Origin of the sequence: Acinetobacter sp. NIPH 284 (assembly GCF_000369425.1) — a bacterium.
GTDB lineage: Bacteria > Pseudomonadota > Gammaproteobacteria > Pseudomonadales > Moraxellaceae > Acinetobacter.
In genome coordinates, this window is sequence record NZ_KB850011.1 from 928,822 (window position 1) to 947,938 (window position 19,117).

At 38.8% G+C, this 19,117-nt stretch carries 20 protein-coding genes; 3 read left to right on the forward strand and 17 right to left on the reverse strand.

Annotation, left to right across the window (positions count from 1 at the left end; genetic code table 11):
* Positions 1 to 79: 79 nt before the first annotated feature.
* Positions 80 to 502, forward strand: a complete 423-nt coding sequence (locus tag F908_RS10430; protein ID WP_004660976.1) for an Lrp/AsnC family transcriptional regulator — start codon at positions 80 to 82, stop codon at positions 500 to 502.
* Positions 503 to 584: 82 nt separating this feature from the next.
* Here the strand turns inward: F908_RS10430 and F908_RS10435 are convergent, their stop codons facing one another.
* From F908_RS10435 to F908_RS10490, 13 genes are all read right to left on the reverse strand, one after another.
* Positions 585 to 1,424: an SDR family NAD(P)-dependent oxidoreductase gene (locus tag F908_RS10435; RefSeq protein ID WP_005161472.1), complete on the reverse strand. Its 840-nt coding sequence runs from the start codon at positions 1,422 to 1,424 to the stop codon at positions 585 to 587.
* 9 nt (positions 1,425 to 1,433) lie between these two features.
* Positions 1,434 to 2,501, reverse strand: a complete 1,068-nt coding sequence (locus F908_RS10440; protein ID WP_005161475.1) for an amidohydrolase family protein — start codon at positions 2,499 to 2,501, stop codon at positions 1,434 to 1,436.
* A 298-nt stretch (positions 2,502 to 2,799) separates the two neighbouring features.
* Positions 2,800 to 2,910 (reverse strand): hypothetical protein, encoded by a 111-nt coding sequence (locus tag F908_RS15960; protein WP_087543379.1) that lies wholly within the window; start codon positions 2,908 to 2,910, stop codon positions 2,800 to 2,802.
* A 213-nt stretch (positions 2,911 to 3,123) separates the two neighbouring features.
* Positions 3,124 to 4,824, reverse strand: a complete 1,701-nt coding sequence (locus F908_RS10445; protein ID WP_005161493.1) for an NAD-dependent malic enzyme — start codon at positions 4,822 to 4,824, stop codon at positions 3,124 to 3,126.
* Positions 4,825 to 5,116: 292 nt separating this feature from the next.
* Positions 5,117 to 5,503 carry a carboxymuconolactone decarboxylase family protein gene (locus F908_RS10450; protein WP_005161494.1) on the reverse strand — a complete coding sequence of 129 codons (387 nt, stop codon included), beginning with the start codon at positions 5,501 to 5,503 and terminating at the stop codon, positions 5,117 to 5,119.
* Entirely contained in the window at positions 5,500 to 6,957 is a 1,458-nt protein-coding gene (locus F908_RS10455; RefSeq protein ID WP_005161496.1) for an NAD-dependent succinate-semialdehyde dehydrogenase, read from the reverse strand. The genes F908_RS10450 and F908_RS10455 overlap by 4 nt, the downstream gene beginning before the upstream one ends.
* A gap of 147 nt (positions 6,958 to 7,104) precedes the next feature.
* Positions 7,105 to 8,274: a hypothetical protein gene (locus tag F908_RS10460; protein WP_005161498.1), complete on the reverse strand. Its 1,170-nt coding sequence runs from the start codon at positions 8,272 to 8,274 to the stop codon at positions 7,105 to 7,107.
* A gap of 25 nt (positions 8,275 to 8,299) precedes the next feature.
* On the reverse strand, positions 8,300 to 9,700 hold the full coding sequence (locus F908_RS10465; RefSeq protein ID WP_005161499.1) for a purine-cytosine permease family protein: 1,401 nt from the start codon (positions 9,698 to 9,700) through the stop codon (positions 8,300 to 8,302).
* A gap of 313 nt (positions 9,701 to 10,013) precedes the next feature.
* The gene (gene tgnC, locus F908_RS10470) at positions 10,014 to 11,483 is read right to left on the reverse strand and encodes a (Z)-2-((N-methylformamido)methylene)-5-hydroxybutyrolactone dehydrogenase (RefSeq protein WP_005161500.1); all 1,470 of its coding nucleotides are present in this window, start codon (positions 11,481 to 11,483) and stop codon (positions 10,014 to 10,016) included.
* Positions 11,484 to 11,493: 10 nt separating this feature from the next.
* Positions 11,494 to 12,531, reverse strand: a complete 1,038-nt coding sequence (gene tgnB, locus F908_RS10475; RefSeq protein ID WP_005161501.1) for a flavin-dependent trigonelline monooxygenase oxygenase component — start codon at positions 12,529 to 12,531, stop codon at positions 11,494 to 11,496.
* Between the two features lie 2 nt (positions 12,532 to 12,533).
* Positions 12,534 to 13,466 (reverse strand): flavin-dependent trigonelline monooxygenase reductase component, encoded by a 933-nt coding sequence (gene tgnA, locus F908_RS15965; RefSeq protein WP_004660963.1) that lies wholly within the window; start codon positions 13,464 to 13,466, stop codon positions 12,534 to 12,536.
* Between the two features lie 30 nt (positions 13,467 to 13,496).
* The gene (locus F908_RS15970) at positions 13,497 to 14,288 is read right to left on the reverse strand and encodes an alpha/beta fold hydrolase (protein ID WP_005161504.1); all 792 of its coding nucleotides are present in this window, start codon (positions 14,286 to 14,288) and stop codon (positions 13,497 to 13,499) included.
* On the reverse strand, positions 14,257 to 14,859 hold the full coding sequence (locus F908_RS10490; protein WP_005161507.1) for an amino acid synthesis family protein: 603 nt from the start codon (positions 14,857 to 14,859) through the stop codon (positions 14,257 to 14,259). Before F908_RS10490 ends, F908_RS15970 begins: the two co-directional genes overlap by 32 nt.
* Positions 14,860 to 15,012: 153 nt before the next feature.
* On the opposite strand from F908_RS10490, the gene F908_RS10495 reads away from it, so the two are divergent.
* Positions 15,013 to 15,675 (forward strand): GntR family transcriptional regulator, encoded by a 663-nt coding sequence (locus F908_RS10495; protein WP_005161509.1) that lies wholly within the window; start codon positions 15,013 to 15,015, stop codon positions 15,673 to 15,675.
* A 56-nt stretch (positions 15,676 to 15,731) separates the two neighbouring features.
* On the forward strand, positions 15,732 to 16,019 hold the full coding sequence (locus F908_RS10500) for a DUF1330 domain-containing protein (protein ID WP_005161511.1): 288 nt from the start codon (positions 15,732 to 15,734) through the stop codon (positions 16,017 to 16,019).
* A gap of 116 nt (positions 16,020 to 16,135) precedes the next feature.
* Here F908_RS10500 and F908_RS10505 read toward each other — a convergent pair whose 3' ends face one another.
* From F908_RS10505 to F908_RS10515, 4 genes are all read right to left on the reverse strand, one after another.
* Positions 16,136 to 17,095, reverse strand: a complete 960-nt coding sequence (locus tag F908_RS10505) for an ATP-binding protein (RefSeq protein ID WP_005161515.1) — start codon at positions 17,093 to 17,095, stop codon at positions 16,136 to 16,138.
* A gap of 86 nt (positions 17,096 to 17,181) precedes the next feature.
* Positions 17,182 to 17,508, reverse strand: a complete 327-nt coding sequence (locus tag F908_RS16320) for a hypothetical protein (protein ID WP_005161517.1) — start codon at positions 17,506 to 17,508, stop codon at positions 17,182 to 17,184.
* Complete coding sequence (locus tag F908_RS10510; protein ID WP_004660952.1) at positions 17,508 to 18,188, reverse strand: response regulator; 681 nt, start codon at positions 18,186 to 18,188, stop codon at positions 17,508 to 17,510. The genes F908_RS16320 and F908_RS10510 overlap by 1 nt, the downstream gene beginning before the upstream one ends.
* Entirely contained in the window at positions 18,173 to 19,078 is a 906-nt protein-coding gene (locus tag F908_RS10515) for an FAD:protein FMN transferase (RefSeq protein WP_005161520.1), read from the reverse strand. The genes F908_RS10510 and F908_RS10515 overlap by 16 nt, the downstream gene beginning before the upstream one ends.
* Positions 19,079 to 19,117 lie beyond the last annotated feature (39 nt).

The window sequence follows — 19,117 nt, forward strand, 5'->3', positions numbered from 1 at the left end:
AATCAAATTGATTCACAAAATTCTTTATAATGATTAAAATGAATTAATTTTTATCAATTTGCTAATAGTAAGTATCAAAATGAACAATATTGATCATATTATCTTAGGTTTACTCAAAGATAATGCTCGGATCTCAATTACAGATCTGGCTGCAAAAACACGAGTCTCTAGAGCGACTGTGCAAAAACGAATTGAATACATGGAATCGACGGGTATCATCACGGGATATACTGTACGCTTTCGCCCTAATGTGGAGAAAAATATTATTCGGGCGTGGATGAATATCATGGTGGAGGGAACCAAAGCGCAAGCCGTTATTCGTGAATTACGCCTAGAATCAGCCGTTGAACGCCTGCATACTACAAACGGGAAATGGGATATTTTGGTTGAATTACAGTCCGACAGTTTAGAAAATTTTGACAAGGCACTCGAACGAATTCGAAATATTTCAGGTATTTATAATAGTGAAACAAGTATTTTACTTTCTACATATAAAACATAATGATAGATGATAATTCACCTTGAAATGAATTAACTAGGATGCTCACACAAATTAAATGAGCATCCTTAGGTTGAAGAATATTTTAACTTTTTTTCAAAGTTTTTTTGGTTAAAAAATCCAATGCTTGAGAATAATGAGTGGGTGTAATCCGCTGAATCAAATCTAAAATTTTGGCATCATTGCCAATCAATATTCGAGCTTTGTCCTGTTTGACCGCCTCTAAAATGATTTTCGCAGCTTCTTCAGGTGGGGTTTTCAAAACTTTATTAAATGATCGACTAGCCTTTGCAGGGTTCATACCCAAAGAGCGAATACTGTCACTCATACGAGCACTATTAGCGATATTGGTTCGTATACCACCTGGATGCACACAAGTCGCACTGACACCATTATTTTGCATATTTAATTCTTGACGTAATGATTCGGTAAAACCACGCACTGCAAACTTTGTTGCGTTATAAGCACTTTGAGAAGGTTGAGCAGTGAGTCCAAATAAACTAGAAATATTAATGATATGCCCTTCACCACTTTGCTTTAAATAAGGCAAAAACTCTTTTGTGCCGTAGACAACACCCCAAAAATTAATATTAAAAATCCATTCCATTTCTTCATAGCTCATACCTTCTACGGTGCTTGCTAATGCAACGCCAGCATTGTTAAAAATCAAATTGATTTTCCCGTGATCTTTGAAACTATTCTCCGCCCATTCACGTACAGCTTGCTGATGAGAAACATCTAGTTTGGTTAAAGTGACTTTCACAGGATACTGTTTTACTAAAGACAATGTTTCGGCTAAACCTTGATCATTCACATCGCTCAAAGCTAAATCAGCGCCTTGCTGTGCTAGTAAAATTGCAAGTTGTTGACCGATTCCAGAACCTGCACCCGTAATTGCAGCAACCTTTTGATTAAAACTTTTCATATGATGACTCTAATTTAATTGATAAAAATTGGCAGCGTTTTGTCTAAAAATGGAATACATCGCTTGATCACCATAAGGTGTGATCATTTCAATATAAGCTTGGATCAAATCGCTTAGCGTTGTATTTGCTTTATCCATAGGAAAATTTGAAGCAAAAATAATTCGATCTGAGCCAAATACCTGTATTGCATGTTGAATCAATGGTGTTAATAAATTCACCATTTCATAGACGGTTGCAGTACGGTATTGTTGATAAAATCGGTGTCCTAACACGGGCATCATCAGCCCTGAAATCTTGGCATAAACATTTTTCTGCTCAGCCAGAACTGCCAAATCATGCTGCCATTGCTGGAAAATGGCGGCACGTTGTGATGGTGTTTGGCCAGTTTTTTTGCCAATAGGGCCAAAAAGTCCTGCGGGTGTTGCCAAATGATCAACGACTATAGGTGTTTGAGGAAATTGTTTCGCTAATTTTGTAATTTCTGAAATTTGTGTTGAATAAGTCCACGCATCAAAAGATAAATCCATTTTGGCAAGTTGTTCAAAGCCTTTAAGGAATTTTTTAGACTGATATAAATGTGCTTGATCACACCAACGATAAATACCAAAATCCTCATGCCAAGAAGCCATTTTACGAATACCTCTAAATAGAGGGCTGGCATCTTGATGCGCTTTTAAAATCTGTTTAAATTTTCGATCTCGCGGGTCAGCAGTGGCGATAATTGCACCTAGCTTTAAATTTTGGTCTTTAAAATTTAATTGTTGAATCCATTTGGTTTCTTCGACAACACCAAAGCCTTTATGATGATGCCAATTTGCTTCGACATGTACTACGCTTTCAATCCTATGATGTCCCATATCTTCATGATAATTTTGAGGGAGATAAGGACTCAACGCATATTTAGTTAATCCTAGCGTGTCTAAAAGTGGCTTCGGTTTAACGACTCGAATAACTTTATTCATCACACGGGGATAATTCCCCAAAGCTTTAACCAACAAGGCAGCAGAATGTGGAGTATGGTATGGATCCCATTGATGGATATGCGGATCTATAATTGCAAAATCGAGTTTTCTCATTCCAACACTCTTTATTCTTTCAAATGATGAAGATGTGATGATCATCGTCCCAAGTCATCATTTATGTAATTTTTAAAATACGGCTTATTTTTAGAGTACAGAACAAAAATCTATGAATAAAATGATTTATTCTAATGAAGAGCTATGAATATTATTCATTGTTTTGAATGGCTGGATGAATATAATCCAAGCCGCATCCAGTAGATGTGATCATTGTAGCGAAACAGATTCCCAAGCTTAAATTTGCTGTATTAAATGAATAGCTAAACAGTGCTATAAATCAGACTTGAAGCTGATTTTACAGAAAATATTCCCAAATAATATAGCCTAACCCAAAACCGATAAAAGCATAGAGTGTGATAATAAAAAACACAAAACTCGCATTATTTTTCTTTTTTAAAAAACTCATATTTAGCCCATTCATATCAACCTCGTTATACTTTGAATGAATACAGATGATAAAGGTAGATACAGATTTTATAAAAAAAATATAACAGATAGTTGTATGAGAGTAATAATAAGCTAAAAACCTGAAAGATCATTCAAGATCAGTCAGGTTTTGTTCTGTTCTAGATTACTGAATTACATTTACATTTCATCAATCAGACTAGATCTGGCTCAATTAAAAAGTAACTCGGCGATAATTTCGATATTCAGGTGTCCAAAAATTATCTTCAATCACATTTTTCAGCACATCATTGCTCATGGGTACTGCTAATCCATCTGCCATCGCAGCTTTTGCAACTTTAAAAGCAATGAATTTGGAGACTTGATGAATGTCATTAATATTTGGCAAAAGATCTGCAGCTGGATTTTTTAAACGCGGTGAGCAATCTGCCAATGCTGTGCTTGCCGCCATCAACATTGCATCACTAATATGATTTGCACCACACGCAATCACACCCAAGCCTATTCCTGGAAAAATATACGAATTATTACACTGAGCAATCGTATAAGTTTTACCTTGGAAATATACTGGTGCAAAAGGACTACCTGTCGCAACGATTGCAGCACCTTGTGTCCATTCAATAATATCTTTTGGCTGAGCTTCTACTTGAGAAGTCGGGTTAGATAATGGCAAAACAATCGGATGCTTATAATATTTAGCTAAAGTTTTAATCACTTCTTCACTAAATAAACCTGCTTGCCCTGATACACCAATCAGAATACTTGGTTTAGCATTTTTTACGACATCAAGTAGCGCAATTTCTTGTCCTGCATATTCCCATTCTGAAATTGCATTCAAAGGTGTTGCGAGTTTTTGTTGAAAGTCGAGTAAATTGGGTTGTTGATCAGTCATTAAACCGAAGCGATCAACCATGAAAATACGTGAACGGGCTTCATGATCGCTCAAACCTTCATCCATCATTTGTCTAATGATATGCTCAGCAATACCACATCCTGCTGAACCAGCACCAACAAAAGTAATAGTTTGATCTTTGAGTTGTTTACCAAGTGCTCTAGATGCAGCGATTAAACTAGCAACTGTAACTGCTGCAGTTCCTTGAATGTCATCATTAAAGCAGCAAATTTTATCTCGATATTGAGTCAATAATGGCATTGCATTAATTTGGGCAAAATCTTCAAACTGTATCAACACATTCGGCCAACGTTCACGCACAGCAGAAATAATCTGTTCGACAAATTGGTAATATTGCTCCCCTCTGATTCGAGGTTGCTTCAATCCCATGTAAATTGGATCGTTGAGTAATTCTTGATTATTTGTACCAACATCTATGGTAATCGGTAACGTATAAGCGGGACTAATACCTCCACATGCGGTATATAGAGATAATTTTCCAATTGGAATTCCCATACCGCCAATACCCTGATCACCTAAACCAAGGATGCGCTCACCATCGGTAATGACAATCACTTTGACATTTTTCTTATTTACATTATGAATAATTTGATCGATGTATTGACGTTCAGCATATGAGATGAAAATCCCACGATGACGACGATAAATATCAGAAAAACGCTGGCAAGCCTCGCCGACGGTTGGTGTATAAATAATGGGTAGCATTTCATCTAAATGCTGACTCAATAAATTATAAAAAAGAGTTTCATTTGTGTCTTGAATATTTCTTAAATAAATATGCTTATTCAAGTTATTGTCAAATGACAAGTACTGCTGATAAGAGCGTTGCGTTTGTTCTTCAATGTTTTCGATATTGTTAGGTATCAGTCCATGCAAGTTAAACTGCTCACGCTCTTCTGTTGAAAAAGCTGAACCTTTATTCAAGAGTGGAAGTTCTAAAAGAGCGTTCCCAGCATAGGGAATATATAAAGGTTTTTGGGTTTTACTAGGATTTGCGGGCATACCTTACTCTTTCGATGATCTATCAAATATCAAATTTTCTTTGCTCAAGATGGAATTAAAACCACCTTAAACGAAGTGCATAATTTACACCAATAGACACCTAAAGCTGCATATATCTCAGTATATAAAAGGTGATTGGTTATTTAGAAAATAAATACTCTGTTTAAATTATATCCATTCTGACCGTAACAATCGTAACAATTGGTATGTCACTATAAGAGCGAAGAGCCAAAATGAAATCACTTAAGCAAACATCACCAGCATGCTGTGTAATGTTTGCTCAATCGTTCAATTAGTTATTTTCTTGTTCATATTCCTGAATCGCTTCTTTAGCAATTCGAAAACTATCTACGGCTGCCGGTACGCCACAATAAATTGCGACTTGTAGCAGCACCTCACGAATTTTTTCCTGAGGTACACCATTACGCAAAGCACCTTTGACATGAAGCTTCAACTCATGTGGACGATTCAGTGCAGAAATCATGGCAAGATTGATTAAGCTTCGCTCAGGCTTGCTCAGTTCCTCTCGCCCCCAAACTGCCCCCCAGCAATACTCTGTGACCAACTCTTGTAAAGGTAAGTTAAAATCATCAGCATTGTTGATCGAATTATTGACATAAGCTTCACCCAACACTTGTTTACGAATGGCTAAGCCTTTTTCAAATTTTTCATTACTCATGCATTCAATCCCCCAAATAAGGTGTATTTGATTTCAAGATAATCTTCGATCCCGTATTTCGAACCTTCACGACCTAAGCCCGACTGTTTGATTCCACCAAATGGTGCCACTTCATTGGAAATTAAGCCCTTGTTGATTCCAACCATACCGTATTCAAGCTGCTCACTCATCCGCCAAGCGCGTCCTAAATCTTTGGTATAACAATACGCCGCTAAGCCAAATTCCGTCGCATTTGCCATTTCAATGGCTTGTTGTTCAGTTTCAAACTTGAATACAGCAGCCAATGGACCAAATGTTTCTTGAGTCGCCACATCCATCTCAGCGGTGACATCAGCAATAATGGTAGGTTCATAGAATAACTCACCTGCACTATGACGTTTACCACCAGCTATCAAACGACCTGCTTTAGCTAAGGCATCAGCGACGTGAGCTTCAACCTTTTTCACTGCATTGGCATTAATTAATGGACCAATTTCACTCCCAACATCCAAACCATTGCCGATTGCAAAAGCATTGACCTTTTCACTTAATGCAGCAATGAATTTTTCGTAAATTCCTTCTTGAACAAGAAAGCGATTCACACAAACACAGGTTTGTCCTGCATTGCGATATTTAGCAATTAATGCCCCTTCGATTGCAGCATCCAAATCTGCATCATCAAAGACAATAAAAGGTGCATTACCGCCCAATTCTAATGAAACTTTTTTCAGCGTTTGCGCTGAGCGTTGATACAATAATTTTCCAACGGGTGTTGAACCTGTGAAGGTAAATTTCCGTACATCATCACTTTCAAAGATTGCATCCCCAATCGTGACTGCATCCCCTGTAATGACACTGAAAATCTCAGCAGGTACACCCGCTTGAATCGCTAAATCGACCAAAGCCAATGCCGTAAATGGGGTTTCTGGCGCTGGTTTAACGATACAAGGACAACCCGCAGCCAAAGCAGGTGCAACTTTACGAGTAATCATTGCCGCAGGGAAATTCCACGGCGTGATTGCTGCAACAACACCAATCGGTTGCTTGCTCACGATAATCCGTGCATCTGGATAAGGACTGGGAACAATATCACCATAAACACGTTTTGCTTCTTCAGCAAACCATTCAACAAAGCTAGCAGCATATAAAATTTCACCTCTCGCTTCTGCTAAAGGTTTTCCTTGTTCGCTAGTCAAAATAAATGCAAGTTGATCTGCATTTTCAACCATCAAATCGAACCATTTTTTTAAAATTGTTGAGCGATCTTTGGCTGTTTTATTTTTCCATACAGCCCAACCTGCAACTGCTGCTTGAATTGCGCGTTCGGCTTCTGCCTTGCCCATATTCGGTACAGTACCAATCACTTCTTGTGTTGCAGGGTTATAAATATCAGAAGTTTGTTGATTATCGGCATCACACCATTGTCCAGCAACAAAAGCTTGTTGATGAAATAATGGCAATTGATTAAGTTGCATACTGATTATCCTATTTAGACTTCGGCATTAATACACAGAACATTTTACAAAACAGTATCAATGTTCTGGTATTAACTAAACCTGTATTATGGCATACCAAATAAATCTTGAAAAAAATTTTCGGTTGCCCGAATGTTATAGCTGATTTTAGAAGTAATAGAATAACGTTAGGTTAAGTAACTTATTCCATTTACCATCATCCCCATGCGCCAGTGATTTTTCAGTACCACCAATGAAGGGATCATTTTGACTCATAATGTATTCTGCAACCAAAGAAATCTGTTTATGGTCGATTGAAACACCAAGGATATTACGGATTGAATCTTGAGAACCAGCCAAATCCTTATTGTATCGACTGTGCATAAAATACGGCGTGATATTGCCAATTTGCTTAACATCTTTAAAAGTGTAGCCAAGATCAGCTGTATAGTAAGTCGCTTTGTTTGCAACATAATATTCACCGTCATATGAACCCATCAAAGATGAAGTTGCATCAACAATGTCTTTATTAGTGACATCATTTTTACCACCTGTTAAGGTCAGACCTAGATTGCCATAATTGATTTTGCTAAATAATGCCCACGCATTACGTCGACCCGTTTGAGATGTGGTTTTATTGTCAATCTCTGAAGTCCAATATGAAGCACCGACCTGTGTAGTTAAACCTTTTACACCCAGATTAATATCTTGGGTAATACGTCCGACCCACATGTTTTTCTCTTCTATATCACTTTTGGTAATGTCATCAGAACTTACATAGTTCGCACTATAGCGACCTGAGTCTTGGGTAGTACCTTCATAGTGACCTGCATCTGCCGCAAAATAACCGACATCAAATTTGGTCGCACTTGGCAATTCAAAATGATAGTTTAAACCTAAATTATGAACATCTTCTAAACCTGCTGTAGTATTGATACTACCGTACAAACTATTGCCCCAGAAACGTCCTGATCCAAATGGAATAGCTTGCATTCCTGCCACAACCTGATCAGTTTCATTTAAATGATAACCTGCATATGCATCGATCAAGGTTGAAAAATCACACAGCGTATCGTATTGATAACAACGATATTCAGCATGTCCAAATAGTTTGCCGCGTTCATAATCAAGTTTTAGTTGTGCAGCATCAAAACGGATCTTATGTTCTGAAGCAGGTTCACCGTAATCTTTGTGTTGATAATTGGCACGTACATAACCAGAAACCGTTAACTTGCCTGAGTCGGCATTGCTGTCACCAAAACTAATTCCTGCATAACTTGGTGTAATCATACTGGTTAATGCAGTTGCCAATGTGAGTTGTAAATAACTTTTTTTCATGTCATCGATTCCATTCTAAGCATGTTTAATGTTGCGCTTTTACATTGAGTGCTGGGCTACTGCATTTAATCTTTTCGAGATTAAAGACGTAGTACACAACAAAACTCACCACCAATCCGATTACCCAAGAAATATCCACATCCTGAATGACGTTTGCGAATGGGCCTGTAAAAAATGCATTGGTCAGAAAAGGGATTTGAACCACGATTCCGATGAAATATGCAGTTAAAGCTTTGCCATTAAATTTGCCGTAGATACCACCATCTTGTGCGAAGATCGACTGAATATCATAAGATTTCTTATTGATCACATAGAAATCCAATAGGTTAATCGATACCCAAGGCACTAAAATAAATAGCAAGGCAAAAATGACGTTCAGGAAGAAGCTAATAAAGTTGCTCGATGCCCAAAGTGCTGTAAACGTAGCGAGAATTAAGACCATAATCGACAAAATAATACGGACATTCTTACTTGGCATCCATTGACCTGCAAAGGTTTGGATCGAAGTAATACACGATAAAACCGCACCATATAAATTCATGGCATTGTGACCGATGATATTACAAAGGAATAAAATCATCAGAATCGAACCGAAAATACCTGTACCCGATTTCACCGCTTCCATCGCATCAGTACCAGAACCAATACTCACCGCAACTGTACCAAATGCCATCGCAAAGATTGTTCCAAGCGAAGCGCCCAAGTAAGTGAAGATAAATGGTTTAAAAATCCCAATCGACTTCGGTAAATAACGTGAATAGTCTGAGGTATAAGGTGAAAAACTAATTTGCCAAACTGCACATAGACCAAACATGGCAAACCAACCTTTTAGGTTAAATGAGCCTTTGGCAAGTACTTCAGCATTAATTTGTGGCAACATAATCAACAAGCCGATCAGCAATGAGCCACCCATTAACCATGTCCCAATTTTATTAAAATTATGAATTAAATGATAACCCACCACCCCAATGGTGGTTGCTGCAATTGCACCAATCACCGTCGCAGTTGGAACAGGGATTGCGGGAACGACGGTATGTAAGGTTTTACCTGACAAGATAATGTTGGAAATAAAGAAACCGAGATAAATCAGTGTCGTAAATAATACGACTAGTAATGCACCATAACGCCCAAACTGTGCTCGGCTTTGAATCATTTGGGGAATGCCGACTTGGGGTCCTTGAGCAGAAGTTAAAGCTAAAATTGCAGCACCAAAGAAATGACCACAACAAATTGCCACTAGCGCACTGATCAAACTGAGGTTAAACGTTAGCATCGACATTGCACCAGTAATTACAGCTAAGGGTGCAATATTGGTACAAAACCAGAGCGTGAATAGATCACGTACTTTTCCGTGACGTTGAGATGGATCAACATAATCAATTGAATTGCTTTCAATGGCGAAAGCACTATTTTCATTTTGGCTCATATCCTTAATCTCTCTTTGAGGACTTCATTTTCCTCAATATCAAATATTTGTGAGAGTAAACTTAGGTTTCACAACCTGCCTGATCAGCGCCATATCCAGATGACCTGACCTTTATTTCTCTTGTTTTACAGACGAATCACATCAACTTTGGTTAAAGAAATGGCAAAAAAAGATAAAGGAAACCTTGTTGAGGCTCTTGAAGCTCAACGAATATTATCTTACGTATGCCTTGATCAGATTTATGTGATTTTGAAATTCAACTGCGTCATCTTTTCATCCCTGAAATTTAAATCCTAATGACTGTTGTGATGTATTAACGCATCACAAAAGGGTCATCAATCGGTTGATCTGAGGTACGCAACCACACAGTTTTAGTGGTGGTATAGTCCAACACCGCATCTGAGCCAGCTTCACGACCATGTCCTGATAGACCATGCCCACCAAAAGGTGCAAGTGGAGAAACAGCACGATAGGTATTCAGCCAAACAATCCCTGAACGAATTGCTTTGGTCATACGATGCGCACGGCTTAAATTATTGGTAAATACACCAGCTGCGAGTCCATAAGGCGTACTGTTGGCTTTTTGAATCGCGTCTGCTTCAGTGTTAAAACTCACTACAGACAAGACAGGACCAAATAACTCGGTCATGACGCAATCGGCTTGTGGTACATCACTACAGTCTAAAATTGTGGGTGGATAGTAATAACCTGCTCTTTCAAGCGTTTTCCCACCTGCCAATAATTTCGCCCCTTGCTGAATCGAGCGAGCAACGACTTGCTCAATTTTTTCACGTTGGCGCAAGGTGCACAGAGGGCCATATTCAGTTGCCATATCATCAGGCAAACCAATCTTGATACTTTGCACACGCTCAACCAAACGTTGAACAAATTCATCTTTGATACAGTCTTCAACCAGCAACCGTGAACCAGCAACACAGCTTTGCCCTGTTGCTGCAAAAATCGCTGCGACTTGTGCATTTACTGCGCTCTGTAAATCAGCATCTGCAAATACAATAAAAGGAGATTTTCCGCCTAACTCTAATGAGACTTTGGCAAGGTTCTGAGCAGAGTTGCGCACAATATGGCGTGCTGTTTCTGGACCACCAGTAAATGCCACATGAGCCACGTCTGGATGGCTACATAAAACGACACCACATTCAGGGCCAAAACCTGTAATGACATTCACCACACCTGCTGGAAATCCTGCTTCATGCACCAAACGTGCAAAAGCAAGTAAAGGCGCTGGTCCCTCTTCAGAGGCTTTCAGAACAATACTGCAACCTGCCGCCAATGCTGGACCAACTTTAACCGCAGACAAAAATAATTGGCTATTCCACGGAACAATTGCAGCGATCACACCGACTGGTTCACGGATGGTCCATGCTTGCATATCTGGTTTATCAATCGGTAAATAGCTACCTTCGAGCTTGTCTGCAATTCCTGCATAGTAACGATAATATTCAGCTACATAAGCAATTTGGCTCGACGTCTCACGAATGATCTTGCCTGTATCACTGGTTTCATATTGAGCCAGTTGCGGTGCAGCTTTTTCGATTAAATCAGCAAGTTTATATAACAATTTTCCACGCTGTGAGGCAGTTAAACCAGCCCAAGCTGCATCTTGCAGAGCCTGAGATGCCGCGGCAACTGCACGATTGACTTCATCTGTACGTGCTTCAGGCATTTTCGCCCAAACTTGCCCTGTCGCAGGATTGATGCTGTCAAATTGTGCAGCACCATCCTCAAATTGACCATTGATATACAACTGGAATTGAGAAGTCATGTCTTCTCTCCTATGCAAATGCAGGCATCACTTCATTAATCATACGTTGTAACGATGCTTTTTTACGCTCAAAGCTCATTCCTGTATCAATCCAGAATGAATATTCGTTATAACCCATTGCTTCATAAGCTTTTAAGCGATCAATCACTTCTTGCGCCTGACCAATCACATTATTTTTACGCATGGCTTCTGGCGTATAAAATGGATGAGCTGCAATTTCTTCATCACTCAATGGCGCGATTAGACCTTGCGTAATTTCACGCTCATTTTTAAACCATGCGCCAAAATAGTTATAGAATGTATTGATTTCATCTGCTGCTAATTGAGCATCTTCCTCACTATCAGCGACATAGGTATGACGCAATAACATAATTTCAGGACGAGGAATATCAGCAAACTTTTCACAGGCGGTATTAAAATGTCCCATGAGTTTTTCAACTTCTTCATCACCAAAATGTAATGGTGTGACTTGTACATTACAGCCGTTTTGCACCGCAAATTCATGGCTATTTGGATCACGTGCTGCTACCCAAATCGGTGGATACGGTTGTTGTAACGGTTGAGGTGCAGAAGTGGTTTTCGGGAACTGCCAAAACTCACCATTATGCTCATAATCACCTTTCCACAGGTTTTTAATCGCGGGGATCATTTCACGTAAACGCTGACCTGCACTCCATGCATCCATACCAGGCACCATACGCTCATATTCAAACGAGTAAGCACCACGTGCAATGCCAATATCTAAACGACCATTGGTGATAATATCCGTCATAGCAGCTTCACCTGCCAATTTAATTGGATGCCAAAATGGCGCAACTACTGTACCCGTGCCCAAACGTACATTTTGGGTTTTATTGGCAATATCAACTAAGTTAATGAATGGATTAGGTGCAATCGTAAAATTCATTGCATGATGTTCACCTGTCCAAATCGCATGCATACCACCTTGATCGGCAATCTGGCAAAGTTCAATCATCTCATCATAGAGCTGCTTCTGCGTTTGTTGATCAGAAACACGTTCCATGTGTACAAATAATGAAAAACGCATAGTTAAACTTCCTCTTTAACAATTTGACGAACCGTACCGCTAATTTGATTACCGTAATAAACACCATAGGTTTTGAGATGGTTTTCTTTACGATAACGCATCAACATACTTTCTAAAGCGCTATCCACAAAAGTCAGTTGTTCTAAATCATTTAAATCAACAAATTGACCTTTGGTTGCATGTGCGATCGGGGTATTACATAAAAATGCAATATATTGCTGCTGGGTGGTCACATCATCATAGACAGAATAGATAAAGCTTGGTGAGGCTTCTGGCTGATAAGCTGCAAAGATTTTTTCCAGTGCTTTTTCTGCACCGTCTTTTTCAACCATCAAATGTGGCAATGTCCACTTTTGATCCTGTGTCTGTTCAAGCAAGATCTGATTTTCATGTCCAATCAATGCCATCATCATGACTTTCATACTCGAAATCACATCAGTAGATGATTTGGCAGGTGTGAAATAAGCTCCACGGTAATACCCTAAACCAGCAAAGCCTGCTGAACCAAAATCTTCAACTTTACCAATTAAAATCGCATGATCACCTGCATCTACAACTTGATACGTCGTACAATCAAACCAAGCACTGACTTGATCAATGACAGGGTTATGAGATGCGCTCTTTGTCCATGCTAAATTTGCAAATCGATCGTCACTTGGGCGAGCAAAAGTATTCGAAACATCCTTTTGTTCTTCTGCCAAAATATTAATTGCAAAATGTGAAGCATTAGCAAAGTTATTATAATTGCTTGATGTCTTTGCAATGCTGACCAGCAGCAAAGCTGGGTCCAAAGACACCGAAGCAAAAGAGTTCGCAGTAAAGCCTAATGGTGTTCCATCATCTTTACAGGTGGTTACGACGGTTACGCCAGTCATAAATGACCCAAAGGCATCACGTAGTTCGCGTATTTTATTAACACTATCCATTTCACTCATTGTCATATTCCTTCATCAATGTGTGGCAATTTAGACTTGGGTTTCTAACCACGCCTGCATTGCAATATTTACTTGGTCTGGTGCAGTCAAATTCACCATATGACGCTCATTTTCAATCACAATAGCGGTGCCATTTCTCGCTTGGCTTGCCATTTGTACTGCCATTTCTGCTGTTGAATTTGGATCATCAGTTCCAGTTAAAACCAATGCTGGACACTGAATTTTGCTCCAGTCATCTGCGTAAATTTGATCGCCATATGCAAATGCCGCATATGCTGTGGCATATCCAGACAAGTCCACATTTTCCAACCAAGACTTGACTTTTCCAGCAGCAATTTGTTCTGCTTCACTGTTACCAAACCAGCGTTGTAGTGGTGTTTCAACGTCAATATGACCTGTTTTTAACTCTTCTGCACGATTCACGACAGCATCACGAGCTTGGCTGGTCCGCTTGTATACACCGTTCAACACCGCCATTCGTTTGACTAAATCAGGACGAGTTGCGCTTACGCCTGTCGTAATCAATGAACCCATCGAATGACCTGCCAAATTCACCGCACCTAGATTCAATGCTGTAATAAATTCGATTGCCCAATCAACAAATGCTTTTAAAGGTGCACCATTCGCAAGTTTTGTACTTTTTCCATGACCTGGCATATCCACCGAAATCACACGATAATGTTTCGAGAAATATTCGATTTGTGGATACCAAGCGGCTGCTTGCATACCTACACCATGGATGAGAACCAAAGGCTCTCCTTCTCCTTGCTCAAGATAATGAGCAATCCGATTATTTGACAGCTGCAGGGTTTTTGAGATCATGACCTAACTCTTCCAAATCTTGATAACGATCGCCAATACGATGATGTGGACGTCCACCTGTCGCTGCGCCAATTACAATCACAATTTCATCGGCAGCAGGTGCATCTGGAATTGCAAATTGAAGAGTCAAATAATGAGAACGGCGGCCTTCATCATTTTTATCCATCATTGGAACAAGAATCGAAGCATTCGCTGGACCACGCGTATTATTAAAAGCGAGATAAGACTTAGCCCCAACCGCATTACGGTATGTATTTCCAAAATGTAAGGTATGAATGAGGGCTGATGCATGCTCTAGCTCACCATTCAAACCTACGACCGCACTTTTACCAAATGCTTCTACCGCTTCACCTGAACCGACTTCATCAAGAATCAGTTGAGTTAAATGCTCACTTAGAATCGGAGCAATACGGCGAATCTCAGGTGTTAGGTTTTCGACATAACCCTGACCAGCCCATGGGTTATTGATCACAGCAGCAGCAGCCACCATTTTTAGCGGTTTTGTTGCTTCTTTATCGCCATCGACATAAGTCGTTTCAACATGAAGAACTGTTTTACGGATTAGATTCATGGCATTTCCTTGCGAGTGAATTTATTTTTGCATTCGTATTATGGTATACCATAATACATAATGAAAAAAAAGCAAGAGTTTGGTATGCTAATTTTCAGCTAGAAACATGTAACAAAATTTTGACTTATTAAAATCAGGAAAGATTAATCATCTATGAATCTTAAAATTGAAAATCCACCTGTGACTTTACGTGAGCTTTGTTTGAATAAAGTACGTAACGCGATCATTACAGGCTATTTCCCTTCTGGGAAAAGATTAGTCGAAAGAAGCTTGTGCGAAGAATTAGGGGTAAGTCGCTCTGTTGTACGTGAAGTCATTCGTTATTTAGAAGCAGAAGGTTTAGTTGAAATTCTGCCAAATAAAGGCCCAATTGTTTCATTATTGGATTGGGAAATTGCATCGCAAATTTATGAAATTCGACTATTACTCGAACAAAGTGCCGTTGCAGATTGCACCCAAAACCTAACTGCTCAAACAACAGAAACGCTGAAAGTATTATTGATTGAACTTGAGCAAGCCTTTACAGCAGATGACATTAATTTAATTATTTCTACCTCTTCAAAACTTTACGAAACTATTTTTACCACTGCAAAACATCATATTGCTTGGGAAGTAGTACAACGTTTGAATGGTCGGATTAGTCGTCTTCGTGCAATGACCATGAAATCGACGAAGCGTGAAATTTCTGGCTACCAACGTATTAAAAATATGTGCGAAGCAATTTATCTGCACCAAGATCCTGAAAAAGCAAAACAAGCCGTGGCTGAACATATTGCTGAAGCTGCTGCGGTTGCAAAAAATATTTTGAATGCTTAATGCCTCAATCTGTAACTAAAATGGTTTTTTTAATTTAAAAATAAAAGGATAAGGAAATGTCTGCTTACTGGATTGCACATGTCATCATTCACGATATGGAACAGTACAAAGAATATATGGCATTAGCTCCCTTAGCATTTGAAAAATATGGTGCTAAATTCCTTGCTAGAGGAGGAAAATCAATCGATATGGAAGGTATACAGTTTCAACGTCATGTGATTATTGAATTCTCTGATTTGGCAACTGCACAAGCTTGTTATGATTCTGAAGAATATACTAAAGCAAGGCTCGCACGTGAAAATTGTGCTGAAGTCATGATTAGTATTGTTGAAAGTCTAGATTGATCAAAGAAGAGAGATCGACTCTCTTCTTTTTCTTATTCAATGATACATTTTAAATAATGAATTTATTGAAATAAAAATTATTACATCATCGTAAAAATCAGGTTTATTTCGGTTTTCTACCATTGTAAGTGCACGCTTAAGCCACCTGTTTCATGGTTATTTAGAACTAAGCGCATACCATGTAATTGAGCAATTTTAGATACTATTGCCAATCCTAATCCTGAAGCTCCCACATCACTTCCACCAACTTGGGTAAACCGATTGGTAACCTCACCTAGAAACTTTGGATCAATCCCCGTTCCAGCATCAACCACTTCAAAAATTATCATTTGAACTTGCTTAAATAACTTTACTGAAATGACAGCATTATTTGGCGAGTGCCTTAGAGCATTATCAAATAAATTACGTAGCAACGAGAGTAAAAGCGCCGAGTCTCCATTGATAGTCACCTCTTCAACATCTAGGTGAAATTCAATATTTCTCTTAAATGCCAATGGCATGAGTTGAGCAATTGCCTCTCGAATTAAAGCTGAAAAAATAACAGTTGTAGTATGTACAGACATTTGCCCCGCTTCTAAACGTGCCAACAAAAGCATTTGTTCGACCACTTGCTGATTACGCTCTACACTTTCAGATAAACGCTGTAAAATCATTTCTCTTGCATCAGGTTGAATCAATGCTTGTTCAACTTGTAATTTAATCACAGTAAGTGGCGTTCTTAGTTCGTGCGCTGCATCAGCTAAAAAATGTTTTTCTCTTTCTAATGAAGAATCTACTCGATGAAATAGATCATTTAACTCCGTTATCACAGGTTTCAATTCGTCGGGCGAATGAGGTAAATGTAACGCACTTAAATCATTAAAATCGCGTTGAGAAATTTTTTCACCCAATTCCACTAACGGTGCAAATGCTTTTTTAAGTTGAAGTTTTAATAAACATAAGGCTAAAAAAAGTGCAAAAATCAAACTGAGTAATAGACTAGCTTCGATATTGGTTGATAGCTCCTTTCGAATATCTAATCGCTCTGCAACAGCAAGCCAGCTCTTTTTGTTAGGCAGCCAAACGGTATAAACCATCCAATCATATTCCCCACCTTGAAATTGTGTTAATCCCTCTTTTAATGGTGCTAAAGCATGATTTGGGGCACTGGCCGAACGAAGGACTAAATCGCCCTCTTTACTCCAGACCTGAATTGCAATCTTCTTTTCATAGGCATGACCGTTGAAGCGTTGATCACCTGAACTGATATATGTTCAAGTAATGTTTCATCAAGGCTTTTTTGCAAATCTATCCAATTTTGATGTGCCTGTTCTGAATCAATTAAACCCTTAATAATTCTGGTATTATCAATTAGAGTTGCGTCAAACAACTCATTTACTTCATGTTTTGTCGCAAGATAGCCTAAAATACTACTCAAAACTAATGCGAGAATAAGCGCATATAAACTTGTTCTAACAACTTGTTGTTTTATCGATAATATTTTCTGCATTACAGTTCTACTTGAACTAAATATCCAACACCGCGAATGGTTCGAATAAACTCAGGAAATAGCTTTTTACGTAAATGATGGATATGTACCTCTAAAGCATTACTTTCTAATTCATCTTTATCTAATAATGCCGTTTCTAAACGATCACGGGTGATCACCTGTCCAATATGCTCCATCAGTAACTTCAGCAAGCGATATTCTTGACGCGATAAGCTAATTTTCTGATTTAAATAAAAAACTTGATGTGAACTTGGATCTAAACAAACCTCACCAATTTTAATTTTGGTCTGCGCACGGCCACAACGTCGTCTAATTAAAACACGAACTCTTGCCAGTAATTCAGATAAGTCAAAAGGTTTTAAAACATAATCATCTGCACCAAGATCAAGACCAAAAACTCTGTCTTGAATCATGTCTCGTGCCGATAAAATCAGAACAGGCAAGTCTTGTTGCATTTCCCGTAATTGGGCAAGTAACTCAAAACCAGAAATTTTAGGTAAACCAATATCCAAAATCATCAAGTCATAGCTTGAAGTTTGCAAGCAGCTCATAACCCGTTCAGCATTCTTATGCCAATTTACCTCTGCACCTTGAGCTTGCAAGATTTCGGACAAAGACTCACCTAGCATAAGATCATCTTCAACTAAAAAAATACGTTGTCCACTTAGTCGATAATCCATGCTTGCCCCTCTGATTGTTCTCCTAAGAACTGTTTTGCACCCGCGCCTTCTAACATTGCCAAGGTCGCTAACATGCCAGCTTGAATACAGGTTTGAGCATAAACGGTAATTGAACGCGGTGCATCTTTTATAGAAGCCCCAGTTAATGGATTTAAAATATGGCTATAACGAACACCATCTTTGAACAGATATCTTTTACTATCACCACTGGTCGCCATAGCCCCTGTATTTAAATCAAAATAGGCTTGCGCTTGATTGCTTTGCTCAGGGGTTTCTAAACCGATTCGCCAAGCCAAACCTGATTTTCTTGGCCCTCTCGCTCTGAGATCCCCACCAAAATTGACCAAATAAGCTTGCTGACTTAATTGCTCAATGATTTCTGCACAACGATCTACTGCGTATTCTTTACCAATTCCACCAAAATCGAGCGACATTCCTTGAGGTAAGTAAATTTTTTTCTGAGATTTTTTCCATTTCACTTTGTCCCAACCAATATGAGGCAAAAGCTGATTAATTTGCTCAATACTTGGAACTTGGTCTGAACCATCAAAACGCCAAATTTTTCCAAGTACGCCAGAAGTAATATCAAATTTTTTTTCGGACAATTGATATAAAATTTCAGAAAAATCAAATAATTTTGCTGTTTCCTCATCCACATCAAACCAACAATCGGTATTGCGATGCAAGGCAGCTAAAAAACTATCATTACGATAACGGCTATATTTCTGTTCAATGCGTAAACATTCTGCATAAACAGCTTGTGCAATATGTGCTGCGCTCGTCCAATCAGTATGATCTAATAACACTTGGCAAGGACTTGCCATCGCAGTAAAGCGAATTTGATGAAGCGCATCATTTTCTTGTATTAATTCTAATCTATGAGACATCATACTCAGGCTTGGTTTAAATCAATATAAATTATGAAACCT